Source organism: Candidatus Delongbacteria bacterium (assembly GCA_020634015.1).
Classification (GTDB): Bacteria; CAIWAD01; CAIWAD01; order CAIWAD01; family CAIWAD01; genus JACKCN01.
Window position 1 is genome coordinate 233163 of sequence record JACKCN010000004.1, and the last position, 12778, is coordinate 245940.

General features: G+C 66.0%; 10 protein-coding genes. All 10 read right to left on the reverse strand.

The genetic code is table 11. The features are described 5' to 3' along the window. The 10 genes from H6678_09595 to H6678_09640 all read right to left on the reverse strand — a co-directional run bounded on the left by H6678_09595 (position 1) and on the right by H6678_09640 (position 12760). A complete protein-coding gene (locus H6678_09595; protein ID MCB9474051.1) occupies positions 1–1974 on the reverse strand; it encodes a T9SS type A sorting domain-containing protein in 1974 nt (657 codons plus the stop codon). Positions 1975–2047: 73 nt separating this feature from the next. Then, positions 2048–4222: a hypothetical protein gene (locus H6678_09600; protein MCB9474052.1), complete on the reverse strand. Its 2175-nt coding sequence runs from the start codon at positions 4220–4222 to the stop codon at positions 2048–2050. Positions 4223–4484: 262 nt separating this feature from the next. Continuing rightward, on the reverse strand, positions 4485–5693 hold the full coding sequence (locus tag H6678_09605) for a chorismate-binding protein (GenBank protein ID MCB9474053.1): 1209 nt from the start codon (positions 5691–5693) through the stop codon (positions 4485–4487). Beyond that, entirely contained in the window at positions 5690–6691 is a 1002-nt protein-coding gene (locus tag H6678_09610; protein MCB9474054.1) for a D-alanine--D-alanine ligase, read from the reverse strand. The genes H6678_09605 and H6678_09610 overlap by 4 nt, the downstream gene beginning before the upstream one ends. A gap of 10 nt (positions 6692–6701) precedes the next feature. Continuing rightward, positions 6702–7589, reverse strand: coding sequence for a bifunctional methylenetetrahydrofolate dehydrogenase/methenyltetrahydrofolate cyclohydrolase FolD (gene folD, locus H6678_09615; protein ID MCB9474055.1), 888 nt, complete (start codon positions 7587–7589; stop codon positions 6702–6704). A 62-nt stretch (positions 7590–7651) separates the two neighbouring features. Then, entirely contained in the window at positions 7652–8626 is a 975-nt protein-coding gene (locus H6678_09620) for a glycosyltransferase family 2 protein (GenBank protein ID MCB9474056.1), read from the reverse strand. Beyond that, entirely contained in the window at positions 8623–9777 is a 1155-nt protein-coding gene (locus H6678_09625; GenBank protein MCB9474057.1) for a glycosyltransferase, read from the reverse strand. The genes H6678_09620 and H6678_09625 overlap by 4 nt, the downstream gene beginning before the upstream one ends. Beyond that, on the reverse strand, positions 9774–11297 hold the full coding sequence (locus H6678_09630) for a polysaccharide deacetylase family protein (GenBank protein ID MCB9474058.1): 1524 nt from the start codon (positions 11295–11297) through the stop codon (positions 9774–9776). Before H6678_09630 ends, H6678_09625 begins: the two co-directional genes overlap by 4 nt. Positions 11298–11336: 39 nt before the next feature. After that, entirely contained in the window at positions 11337–12077 is a 741-nt protein-coding gene (locus H6678_09635) for an alpha/beta fold hydrolase (GenBank protein MCB9474059.1), read from the reverse strand. Between the two features lie 104 nt (positions 12078–12181). Beyond that, positions 12182–12760: a transposase gene (locus tag H6678_09640; protein MCB9474060.1), complete on the reverse strand. Its 579-nt coding sequence runs from the start codon at positions 12758–12760 to the stop codon at positions 12182–12184. Positions 12761–12778 lie beyond the last annotated feature (18 nt).

Here is a 12778-nt window from a genome sequence, read left to right on the forward strand (position 1 = left end):
TTACTTGATCAGCAGCATGCGCGCATCACGGCTGCCGGCTCCGTCCACGGTCAGGCGGGCGAAGTAGATGCCGCTGGCGAAGCTCTCGGCGTTCCAGGTGACCTGATGGGTTCCGGCGGTCCGGGGTCCGTCCAGCAGGCGCGCGACACGCTCGCCGCGCAGGTTGAACACGTCCAGGCTGACGTTGCCGCTGCGATTCAGGCTGAATTCGATCTCGGTGCTGGGATTGAAGGGGTTGGGATAATTGCCCTTCAGGGTGAAATCGAACACGGGGCCGCGCTCGGCCACATCATCCACGCCCTGGAAATCCTCGTTGTCGCGGGGGTTGATCTTCCAGGCGTTGAAGTTGAAGGTGACCACACCGGTGAGCAGGTCCACCGTGTCGTTGTTCTCGAAATCGAAGTCCCAGCTGCCGGCGGCGCCCATGATCAGGGTACCGGTGCCGTCGTTGATTTCCACTTCGCCGAAGCCCAGGTTGGCATCGGTGATGGTCAGGTCGCTCAGGGACACCAGCACGCTCTCGAAGGATTCGGGATTGTCCAGGATGTCGGAAATGGTGGTCTCCACCGCGTTCACCGTGTTGCCGTCGGAGACGAACTGGAAGGCACTCAGGTAACTCAGCTCGGTCAGGCCGTTGTACTCGGTGACTTCGCCGGTCAGGGTCACGCGATCGCCGCGCTCGAGCTGCTCGAGCCAGACACCGTGGGAATTGTTGTTGTACACGTGGATGGAGTGCCAGGCACCCTCATCGTCGGCAAGCACATAGTCACGGTACGTGGCCGCGCTGTCGGCACCGAAGTCGGTGTAACCCATGGTGATCGTACCGGTGATGGTGGCTTCGTGGCACTGGTAGATGCTGCCACCGTTGCTGTAGGTGTTCTGCTGGATCTGGGCACAGCTGCTGGCCGTGGTCCCGGTCACGTAGAACTGGGGCAGGTCCTCGGCGTCGGGGCCACCGGCGGGCCAGAAGCTCTCGCCGCCTTCGTCGTCCAGGGCATGCACGTAGTATTCGACGGTGGAGCCTTCGGGCTGGGCCGGCAACTCCACACTGAACATGGCCGGGTTTTCGGAATCGCGCGACAGGCTGTACTCGACCCAGCTGCCCGCATTCACACGGTAGAACACGAAGGCCTCGTCCACGCCGGTGTCATCCGTGATGTTGGTGCTGAAGATCAGCGGATCGGAGGGCGTGGCGCCGCAGGGGCCCATGTTGGGACCGCTGATCACGGGCGGGCCCACCGAAAGAATCAGGTCGTCCAGGTCACGGGGCATGACATTGTAGTTGGCGTAGACCTGGTAGATCACGCCGCGGATCAGGTCGAAGCTGGCACCCAGCGGCGGGCGTCCGTAATCGCTGAGGTCGTAGGCCGCGGTGCGGATCACGGCCTCGTTGCCGTCGGGATCGGCCACCGTGAACTGGCGGAAGTTGGCCGGGGCGGATACATCCACGACCACGGCGTTGGCGATCTCGACCAGCATGGACTCGATGTTCTCGGCCACGTGCGTGTCATGTCGGATCGGGTCCAGATTCCACATGTCCACCTGGATCGGGTCGGGCAGGGCGGCTTCGTAGCCCAGGATCTCCACATCGACGTCAGGAGTGTTGGGGACGATCTCGGTCATGTTGGAGAACACGGCGCCTTCGCTGGTGCGGTACTCGCTGACAACACCCGTGACACGCAGGCTGTCGCCCACCGCAATGTCGAACCATTCGTTGCTGCCCGACTTGAAGACCAGGGTTGCTCCGTAGTCTCCGCCGTTGCTGTCGATCATGTAGAAGCTGGAATTGCTGCCCGAATAGAAATGGCTTGAGGACGACAGGGCGATGCCCTCGACCTGCACCAGCTGCCCGTTGACACCCGAGCTGTCGGGTCCGAAGGCCCCGGGCATCTGGGATTCGGCGATGGTCATGGGTGTCTGTGCCTGCAACAGGCCGGCACAGCCCAGGACGGAAAGAATCAGAATGCGTGACATGAAATCTCCTCCCCTTGAAGGCCCACGCGCCCGCTTGTCGGGCGCGCACGCGCCCGCTTGTCGGGTGCGCAGGCTACTTGATGACGGCGAACTTGCCCACTTCCACGGAGCCTGTGGCCAGGTCCTCCACGGAAAACAGGTAAAGACCGGTGGCGATGGCCTGGTTGTGCTTGGTGACCAGGTCCCAGGCGTGCTCACCACCGGAGAAAATGAACGGTGTATCCTGCCCGGCCAGCTGCTCGCGGGTCTGGCGGATCAGGGCCACATTGTCGCCCTGATAGGTGCTGGCGTCGTGATCCAGTTCGGCCACCAGATCACCGGAGATCGTGAAGATCTGGATCTGGCAGCGCGGGGGCAGATTGGTGAACCAGATCAGGCGTTCGTAGGCGCCCGTGCCATCCCAGGAGGCGTGCCCGCGATAGGGATTGGGGTACACGCCCGGTGCGCGGTCGGGTCCGCCGGCCGCACGATCGTCGGGCAGGGCACCGGGATAGTAGTAGGCGCGGTTGACCTTGTAATCGCTCTCAAGGCTGGGCAGGTTGTTGTCGGCGTTGCCCCGGTCGAAGGCGGAGACCGCCACCCAGTTGCCGCGCGGCTGGCCGTTGAGCAGGTTCTCGAGATGCAGGGCGTAGTGGAACCAGTGCCCATCGTACTGCACGCTGTCGGCCAGTGTCACCTCGGCCAGACCCGTGTTGGGCCAGATCTCATTGATGAGGTCCAGCTCCAGCAACAGGGTCTTGTCCTGCTGGATGCCTTCGGTGCGCGGGCTGCCGTAGACGCGGTAGCCTTCGAAATCCGCCTCGCCCGAAATGGGGTCGATGAACAGCTCGGGGCTGTTGTCCCAATAGAGTGTGATGGCGTGATCCGCGACCTCAAGGTGGGTGCGCGGACCCGGTGGAGGCTGGGGCAGCAGGTAGCGGTCGAGCACGCCGTTGGCGATCAGGTCTTCGCCGGGATCGAGCACGCCGTTGCCATTGCGGTCTTCCCCGTCCCAGGCGATCTTGGCCCAGTCGGTGGACGCCACCAGGTTGGCCGCGCGATAGTGCAGCACATCCGGAGCGGGTGAGGCCTGCTGGGTGGGCGTGAGCTGGGCGGCCCGACCACAGGCGATGGCGAACACGGCATTCAGACTCTGGCCCGGACGCAGTGTGCCGAAGCAGCCGCCACTGGACAACATCATCCAGGAATTGGCATCGGTGGTGCCATAGGGGAACACGGCCTCGCGCAGATCGGGCGTGTAGGTCATCCGGTTGTAACGGTCGGCATCGCTGGAGGGCATGCCCAGATCGGGGAAATCCTGGTTGAAGGGCGTGTTCCAGCGCCAGGTGTTGGCCGTGCCCTTCAGCTCACGTGGGTCGCTCACGCCCGGGGCGCTGCCACCAAGGAAGCGACAGCCCAGAATGCTCTCGGCGAAGCCGTCGTCCCCGTCGGCGTCGTAGCCCACGGCCATGGAAATGGTGTCGCCCTCGGCGGGGGTGGCGCCATTGGTCAGCACCACACCGGCCAGATTGTCGTACCAGGACCAGCCTCCATTGCCGGGAGCGTAGTAGTCATTGAGGTTGAAGTTGCCTACCGCCTCGTCGATCCACCAGCCCACGTAGATCGAGTCGATGTCCCAACCCTGCTGTTGCGGATCGCTGAAATCCGAGACGTTGGTCAGGGTCAGATCCAGGATCACGAAGGCGTCGGCGTAACTGTAATTCCAGGCATAGCAATTCAGTTCGGCCTTCAGACCCAGAGGTTCATGGTTGTCGATGCGGCGGGTGGTGTAGGGCACCGTGGTCGAGGTATCGGTGAAGGTGATCTGGTACAGGTCGTCGTGGCTGACCGCCAGATTGCTGAACCGCGGGCTCGAGGGCAGGGTGCTGCGCTGGAGGATCGTGTCGGCCAGAGCGGCCTGATCATCCGCGGGAGTCACTCCGCGCGCCCAGGTGTTGTTCCACTCCCAGCCTTCGCCGTCGCCGAAGGTCCCGTCGATCACGCCCGTGCTGACCCGGGGCTGTCCACTGACGATGCCCCCCACCCAGAGTCCGCCGTAGGAGAAGTGTTCGACCTGTTCGAACTCCAGTTCGGAATACTGGCGGTAGAGGCAGGAGGGCTGGCCCTCGATGTTGTAGCCCTGGCCCAGCACCCCGAAGTTGGTGACCGTCAGCCCGATGTTGCCGGCGGTGGTCCAGGTGTTGAAATCGTCTTCCGCCCGGCCTGTCGCGCAGAGCAGCAGGACCAGCAGGAACCCGGTGAGCTTCACTTGAGGAATGTCCTCTCTCTGGCCGCGGGGGAGGGCGCGGCGTGCAGGTCGCGGGGCGACCCGTGCTGTTGGCGGCAGTCCGGCGGGCCCGACACTCCCACGGGGCCCGGGCCCGGTGGGGCAACAGACCCGGTCCGGAATGGGCGCCCAACATAATAAACAGTCCACTGGGCCAAAGCCGACTCGCGCCCACGATGCACTTCTAACGCAAAATTCATGGGATTTCAGGCAAAAACCGCTGGCTGTGTATACAGAACAGCACTCAGTCTGCCCATGCAGCCGCAAAGGCCGCCACTTTGGTCAGGCATTCCAGGTACTCGGCCATGGGGTCGCTGGCCCAGGTAATGCCTCCTCCCGCCTTCAGGCACAGCCGGCCAGCCTCGAGCCGGGCCGTTCGAATCGCCACGCTGAAGCTGAAATCCCCGTCCGGTTCCACCAGCCCGATAGCGCCCATGGCCAGTCCACGACCGGCGCCTTCCAGCTCGCGCAGGCATTCGAGGGCGCTGGACCGCGGGCAGCCCACGATGCTGCCGCAGGGAAACAGGGCCTCGAAGCAGTCCTGAAGGCCTTTGCCCGGCAGCAGCTCGCCGCGCACGCGCGTCTGGCTGTGCACGACGGTGGGCAATTCCAGCAGTTCGGGAAACGGTCCGGTGGCCACGCTGCCCGCCCTGCAGACCCGGGACAGGTCGTTGCGCAGCAGATCCACGATCATCGCCAGTTCGGCCCGGTCCTTGGCGGAATCCAGCAGGCTCTGGGCGGCTTGCGGCCCGGCAGGCACGGTGCCCTTGATCGGCAGGGTTTCCAGCGAGGATCCCCGTCTCAGCAGGAACTGTTCGGGCGAGAGGGACAGCAGCTGGGTCCCCTCAGAATGCAGCATGGCGCAGTAGCCGGGACGGCTGCGTCTCAGCAGGCGGCGCCAGAGCTCCGCGGGCTCGCCCGGCCAGTCCGTTTCGAAGGGCTGGACCAGATTCACCTGATAGACGTCGCCGCGCCGGATGCGTGCACGCACCTCCTCCACCGCATCCAGCCAGCGCTGACGGGGCCAGAGGGCACGGAACACGCCTGTGGGATCCGGAAGCGCGGTGGAAGGTGTGTCCAGCAGGACCTGCCCCACGGGCCGTTCCTGCCACTGGCGGTACCAGGCGAAACGCAGCAGGGGATTCTCGCAGGGTGCGGGCAAGGGCTGGCCGTGCAGCCAGGCGCCGTGGTCATGGCTCACCCACCCCGCGCCGGGGCTTTCCCAGCGGCGACTGAGCTCCTCGACCCAGGCCAGAGCGGGCCCGCGCAGCAGCTGGCGCCGGCCTTCGTGTGTCAGACACAGGCTGCCATTCGTGTGCAGTTCCAGGTGGGCGAATGGTTGGTGCGCCAGACGGCAGCGGCCGGCGAAGGGAGCCAGCAGCAGCCATTCACCGGGCAGGCGGCGTGCAAGGGCCAGCAGATCCAAGGCCCCGTCGCCCGTGTCCGGGTTCATCGCGGGCCCAGTCCTGCCAGGTGTCGGCGCAGCAGGGCCGAGAAATCCATTCCGGCGGCGGCGGCGGCCTTGGGCACCAGACTGGTGGCGGTCATCCCGGGCACCGTGTTCAGTTCCAGGCAACAGGCATTGCCTTCGGGGTCCAGGCGCCAGTCGGTGCGCGTGATGCCCCGGCAGCCGAGGAATTCGTTCAGTCTCCGTGTGTGCGCGGTGATGCTTTCAGCCACTCCGGGTGGCAGCTCAACGGGGCAATGGTAATCGGTTCCGCCGGAGTACTTGTGCTGGTAGTCGTACCAGCCCTCGCGAGCCCTGATTTCCACCAGCGGCAGCGTCTCACCGCAGACCCAGGCACAGGTCAGCTCACGCCCCGGGACATACCGTTCGAGCAGCGGATGATCATTGAGGGAACGCACCAGCGCCACCGCAGCGGGCAGATCGTCCTCCTTGCCCACCAGCGTGATGCCCACGCTGCTGCCGAGAGTATTGGGTTTGACCACCAGTGGCAGCCCCAGACGCTCGATCAGTCCGTCCAGTTCTCCGGCCTCAGGCTCCAGTCGCAGCAGACACCAGTCCGCGGTGGGCAGATCCAGGCGGCGCATCAGGCGCTTGCTGAAGTCCTTGTCCATGGAGATGCCGGCGGCGTTGGCCGGGCTGGAACTCTGGGGCAGGCCCAGCAGCGAACAGAGCGCCGCCAGTCGGCCATCTTCTCCAAAGCCGCCGTGCAGACAGTTGTAGACCAGCTCGGGGGCGTGTGCCAGCAGGCTGCGGCCCAGGGCCAGCACTTCCTCGCCGTGCATCTCGCGCGGGGTGGGAGCGATGGTTCCGGGTCGGGTGCCCAGCTCGCTGCCATCGAAGGGCAGCACCCTGTCCGGCTGGGCCGCGTCCAGGGTGTGGACTTCGTGTCCGTCGGCCGCCAGATGGCCGGCACAGGCCAGTGCGGTGGCACAGGACACATCACGCTCGCCGCTCTCGCCGCCGTAGATCACCAGGATGCGCATGGTCCCCTCGCTATTTCGCGGTGATGCCCAGGCGGCGCCGGGCGCTGCGCAGGGTGTTGGACAACAGCATGGCGATGGTCATGGGCCCCACGCCTCCGGGCACGGGCGTGATCGCCGAACAGAGGGGCGCCACGCTCTCGAAGTCCACATCGCCCACGATGCGGTAGCCCTTGGGCGCGCTGGCGTCGTCGACCCGGTTGATGCCCACGTCGATCACCACCGCACCGGGTTTCACCATTCCGGCGGTGATCGCCCCCGGACGGCCGATCGCGGCCACCAGGATGTCGGCCCGGCGGCAGTGTTCCGCCAGATCCCGGCTGCGGCTGTGACACACGGTCACGGTGCAGTCCACGCCTTTCTGCACCATCAGGGCCATCAGGGGCTTGCCCACGATGTTGCTGCGGCCCAGCACCACCAGGTGACGGCCCGCGGTGGGCAGCTCGCTGCGGCGCAGCAGTTCCAGCACACCGGCAGGTGTGGCGGGCGCGAAGGCGTCCTCCAGCCCGATCTGGACACGCCCCACGTTGGCGGGATGGAAACCGTCCACATCCTTGGCCGGGTCGATGCTCTCGATGATCGCCTGCTCGTCCAGCCCGGCGGGCAGTGGCAACTGGACCAGAATTCCGTCGATGGCCGGATCCTGATTCAGAGCGCGCACATGCTCCATCAGTTCGGCCTGGCTGGTGCTGGCGGGCAGGGTGAGGGTCACGCTGTGCAGGCCCGCGGCGCGGCAGGCCCGGCCCTTGCTGCCCACGTAGACCTTGCTGGCCGGATCCTCCCCGACAAGTACCGCGGCCAGCCCGGGAGGACGATGTCCGGCCGCCACCAGCGCGGCCACGTCCCGGGCCACTTCGGCGCGAATGGTGCGTGCGATGGCCTGTCCGTCGATCAACTGCATGGAATCGGTCCTTCCGCTGGGTGGATCACCTCCGGCGCGTGTGTGTCTGCCGGATCAAGGTCTCATTTCCCGGAGCCACGGGCAACCGGATCCTTGTCGTTTCCTTCGTGCGCTCGCCGCCAGCCGCCCGCGTAATGCAGGAAGACACAGAGGTCGTAGAGCTTCTCGCCAAATCCCAGGCCGTTGCTCAGGGCTTCCCAGCCCAGCAGCAACCGGCGCACCCAGTGCTTGTCCAATGCGCGCAGGAGGCGGGCTTCCGCCCCGCTGCCCTGCAGCCGACTCAGACTCAGCTCGCGCTCCAGCCCGGGATGCCGTGTCAGCAGGTGTGTCAGGCTGTGCTCCCCGAAGGCCTCGAGATTCTGGCAGTGCTGGCGGAAACTGCGCTCCTGCCCATGCAGGGCCAGCGCTCCCGGTGCATAGCGCAGCAGGGCACCGGCCTCGCCCAGCCGCAGCCCCATGTCGATGTCCTCGCCGCCCCAGACGCGCAGCTCCTCGTCGAACAGGCCGGCGCGTTCCATGAGCGAACGATGCACGCAGGAGTTGCATGTATAGAAGTAGCGGGCAAGGATGGTCTGGCCATGGCGACATTTCCAGGGACCGCGGGTCTGCAGATAGTGCTGGTAGCGCTTCAGGGGACGCTCCTGGCCCCGGGCGTCCAGAATCCGGTAACGCATGGCGCCCACGGCCACGACCGTGTGCCGGTCCTGGACACTCTGCAACTGGATCAGCCAGTCGGGCGAGACTTCCAGATCGGCGTCGAGGAAGGCGATCCACTCCCCGCGTGCCGCGGACAGCGCCCGGTTGCGTGCCGCGCTGCGCCCCTGGTTGTGCTCCAGCACGAAGACCCGCAGCGGCAGTCCCGGCCAGGTGGTGCCGGCCTCTTCCAGCATCTCGCGGCTGCCATCACGGCTGCCGTCCAGTGCCACCAGCACCTCGTGTCCACCGGGGGGCGACTGCAGCCGATTCAGACTGGTCAGGCAGCGCGCCAGTTTCTCCCGGTCGTTGTAGCTGGGTATCACGATGCTGAAGGCACTCATGCCGATCCCTTCCCGGCGCTGTCTCCTTCAATGGCACTCAGGAAGGCCTCTTCCTCCGACTCCCAGCACCAGCGCTCACGCGCACGGCGGAATGCCGGTTCGCGTGCTTTGCGCCAGGCGGGGTCCGCCAGCCGGTCCAGTGCAGCACCCAGGGCGCGACGGTCGGCCGGGTGCGCCAGCAGACCCAGCTCGCCATCCCCGAGCACGTCCATCAGTTCGGGCAGGGGCGAGGCCAGCACGGGCAGCCCCGCCTGCAGGTATTCGAAGAGTTTGTTGGGCAACAGGTAGCGATAGGACAGGCCCAGGTCGGGCACCGGAATCACTCCCGCATGCGCCAGCCGGGTCAGGGCGGGCAAGTCCGCCGCGGACACCTTGCCGGGCAGCGCCAGACGTGCGCGACCGGGCAGCCGCTCGGCAGCCTGCCGGTGGAGCTGCCAGCCCGGACCGTCCCCAAGACAGAGCAGCTGCCAGACGGGACGCGACGATACCGCCTCCAGCAGGGGTTTGAAATCGTAGCCGGGCCAGAACCCGCCCTGGTAGATCAGCACGGACTGTCCCGGGCTCCAGTCCAGCCAGGGCGCAAGCCCCGTGTGACGTTCCTGGTCGCCGGGCGGCAGTCCCGTACTGCGCCGAGGCGTGTTGCGCACCACGCCGGGCAGCGGACACTCGTAACGAGCCGCCAGGGCGCGGGAGATGCGGGGCGCCACGCTGAAGGACGCGTCGGCACTCTTCAGGCCACGGGCCTCCGCTGTGCGCCAGAACTCGCGTACCAGGGCACGCTCGCGAATGGTGGGCAGCTCGGTGTAGAACTCGCGACTGTCGTACACCAGGCGAAAGCCCAGGCGGGCCCTCAGCAGACTGGCCGGCAACAGTGCGGGGGGATCCACGGCCAGCACCACCTCGGGCCGACGCTCGCGTATCAGGGCGTGACAATCGGCCATGAAGCGCAGGAAGTAGGCCTTGCGACGCCCTTCCCGCGGATTGGCCAGGCGGTGCACGTGCGTGCGCTCCCAGAATGTGGAGCGGGCATGCAGGCCGTTGTCGACCCAGCTCACCTCCACCTGGTGCCCGCGGGCCAGCAGGCTGGCGGCCATGCGTTCCAGGCGTGTCTCGTGACTCAGCTCTGAGAGAATGCAGAGCAGGATTCTCATTTCCCGGCCCCCGCGAGCATGGCCATCCGCGTGCGCCAGTGCTCTTCCAGACCGGCCAGATCCGTGCACCAGGGCGCGCGCGCCAGTGCCTGTTCCAGCAGACCGATATACAGATCGGCCAGTCCGGGATAGTCCTCACGGCAGAGTACATGAGGATGCCAGTTGACACAGAGCAGTCCGCCGCTGCCGCAGACGGTGCGGCACAAGCGCTGGATGTTGCGCGCGGCGCCTTCCGGATCCAGTTCGCGCTCGAAGTAGAATTGGCTGTCCATCACTGCCAGGGGAATCTCGAGCAGCTCGTGTGCCGCCGACAGTTCCGGATTCCAGGGTTGGAAGGGCAGGCTGGTGGCGGCGCGGAATCCGGGACGGTCGTTCCAGCCCAGTGTGCTGTCGGCCCGAAAACCGGCCTGTTCCTGGTCCCGCCAGGTGCGCGAGCGGTCGAAACGGAGATAGTGCTGGCGCGTGATCCGCGAATTCCTGCCGCTGAGCACTTCCAGCTGGCGTCTTTCATCGCGCAGGAGCTCGGGCTTGCCCAGTGTGTGCCATCCGCCGTGCAACTGCACATCCACCGCGCGCTCGCGCAGGCGCTGCAGCAATGCGCGCACGGCCACCCGTCCCAGGTGATAGCGGTACGTGCGATGGTCATGGCTCTCGGCCAGGAACAGAAAACTGGCCAGTGCGCCGTGGCGGGTTTCCAGCTCGAGCATCTCCTCGACCTGCCACCAGGGATCTTCGCCGCGTGTCAGCTTGCGAAACAATTCGCGCCACTGACGTGCTGTGTGTGCCAGACGTCCGCTGAACAGACTCAGCGGGGTGGTCAGCAGCAGGCGCACCGCACTGCGCAGGCGCCATTTGAAGAGCATGTCCACATCGTGGCTCAGGCAGAGCGCCCAGCCATGGCCTTTCGGCCAACGCGTCAAGGTCCGGCTGTGCGGTGAGTCCGTTTCCGTCAACAGGCCGGTCAGCAGGCGCGCCAGGTTCTCGACCCAGGGCTGAAGGGGGTCCAGTCCGGCACGAGTGGGGCTGGCCGTGCTGCGCCCCTCCACGAAGGCGGGTGCGCGTGAGGGATCCAGCTCCTCCAGGCGCGAAAGGTCCTGGAATGCGGGACTCAGGGGGTCGAACCCCAGGCGGTACAGGCGCGAGTCTCCCGTGCGCAGAACCTCGAGGGCGGGCGCGCCATCTTCGTAACACGGACCTCCGGGCAGAGGCCTGTCCAGCGCCAGATGCGGGCCGGGCGCCGGAATTCCTTCGCCGGGCAACCAGCCATCGCGGCCGGGATCGGGTGCCTTGTCGCCATGAAAGGGAATCCAGAGGGCCTGCGGCGCGGGGCTTCGTTGGGGACGAGCACCGCCCACGATCAGGCGTACGGGCAGGGAGGTCAGATCCTGATCGCCTTCGTTCACGTGCTGGAAGCGGACTCCCATGCTCCCAGCCAGGACCTCCAGGGTCCATCCGAGAGGCGCACGCCACTGCGCGGGAACGTGCAGTTCCAGTTCGATCCGGGGCACGGACTCAGCCATGGGTGCTCCCGGGATCGATGACAGGTCCTGCGAGGCGCATCACAGCACGGGTCCGAAGAATTCGGCAAGGGCCCGGTTGACCGCGATGGGATCTTCCAGGGGCGAGAGATGTCCCACGTTGCCCGGGATCACCCGGTACTGGCCCTGCGGCAGCAGACTGGCCATCTCCCGGTGCTCGGCCGGTGGAGTCAGCTGATCACGGGACCCGCAAAGGCAGAGCGCGGGGCCCTGATACCTTTTCAGGACCTCACGGGTATCACGGCGCACCAGGAGTGCATGCAGCTGGCGGGTCCAGACCCTGGCACCCAGAGTGCGCGCCATGGCGCGGACCATGTCGCGGATCTCGGTTCGCGCCAGACTGTCCTCTGAGAGCAGGCGCGGAATCAGAGCATCCAGTTCCGTCTCGAAACGGCCTTGGTTGAGCGCGTCGATGGTGGCCAATCGCCCCGTGCGTGCCGCCGGCACATCGGCCCGACAGCGGGTATCGATGAGCGCCAGGGCCGTCACGACATCCGGGGCCACACCCACAAGCGCCTGGGCCAGATATCCGCCCATCGAGACTCCACCCAGCGCGAAGCGGCGAATTCCCCTGGCCTTCAGCAGATCCAGCAGTGTCAGTGCCTGGGCTTCGAGGCTGGCGTCGCCATCGGGCACGGCCACCAGCACGCGGGCCTGACGCTCCAGCTGCTGTATCTGCTCCCGGAACAGCCGCTCATCGCACAGCAGAGCGCAAACAAGGACCAATGCATTGCCGTTGCCCGTATCGCTTGCCAGCCGCATGCCTGTGATCTCCCTGGATTCCCGGTACGGTCCGGGATCGCCGAAGGTAGCATGATCGCTGGCGGCTGCCCAATCCGGGCGCAATTCCTCCGCGCGTCAGGGCTTCAGGAATTCGCTTCCAGCTGGCGCCAGGCTTCCAGGTACTGCTGGCTCTGCGTCTGGTAGCGGTTCCGGCGTTCCTCGGCCGTGCTGGCCAGATCCAGATAGCAGTCATGCAGATGGATCAGGCTTGAGTCCTGGCCGAAGGCATGCACTCGATGACTGGACCATTCGTACTGGTCGGCACGCGTGCAGATCCGCCCGCGCACAGGGTTGTGATCCAGGTAGTGAAAGCTGCTGTGCAGGTGGGCCTCGGACTCCACGTGGGTGGAATGGAAACGTCGCTCCCACAATGAACCTGAACGGTGGCGCGACAGATTGAACCAACGGGCGTACATGCCCTGGAGGCGCGACATCATGCGCGGCAGATTCAGAGCATCCTCGGCACTCACGAGCAGGTGCACATGATTGCTCATCAGACAGTAGGCATGGATACGGCATTCCATGCGTGTGCTGGTCTCTTCCAGCAGGGCCAGGTAATGCAGGCGGTCGTGGTCCCAATGGAACACGGGCATGCGATTGGTGCCACGCTGGGTCAGGTGATAGACCGCATTTCCTTCCAGTTCTCGATGTCGGTACGGCATGGGTTCCTCCTGTGTTTT

What these genes read in the sequence shown, in the direction of transcription:
- H6678_09630 (MCB9474058.1), bottom strand. Translation starts at nt 11,297, where the DNA reads ATGGCTGAGTCCGTGCCCCGGATCGAACTGGAACTGCACGTTCCCGCG.
- H6678_09640 (MCB9474060.1), bottom strand. Translation starts at nt 12,760, where the DNA reads ATGCCGTACCGACATCGAGAACTGGAAGGAAATGCGGTCTATCACCTG.
- folD (MCB9474055.1), bottom strand. Translation starts at nt 7,589, where the DNA reads ATGCAGTTGATCGACGGACAGGCCATCGCACGCACCATTCGCGCCGAA.
- H6678_09610 (MCB9474054.1), bottom strand. Translation starts at nt 6,691, where the DNA reads ATGCGCATCCTGGTGATCTACGGCGGCGAGAGCGGCGAGCGTGATGTG.
- H6678_09595 (MCB9474051.1), bottom strand. Translation starts at nt 1,974, where the DNA reads ATGTCACGCATTCTGATTCTTTCCGTCCTGGGCTGTGCCGGCCTGTTG.
- H6678_09605 (MCB9474053.1), bottom strand. Translation starts at nt 5,693, where the DNA reads ATGAACCCGGACACGGGCGACGGGGCCTTGGATCTGCTGGCCCTTGCA.
- H6678_09620 (MCB9474056.1), bottom strand. Translation starts at nt 8,626, where the DNA reads ATGAGTGCCTTCAGCATCGTGATACCCAGCTACAACGACCGGGAGAAA.
- H6678_09625 (MCB9474057.1), bottom strand. Translation starts at nt 9,777, where the DNA reads ATGAGAATCCTGCTCTGCATTCTCTCAGAGCTGAGTCACGAGACACGC.
- H6678_09635 (MCB9474059.1), bottom strand. Translation starts at nt 12,077, where the DNA reads ATGCGGCTGGCAAGCGATACGGGCAACGGCAATGCATTGGTCCTTGTT.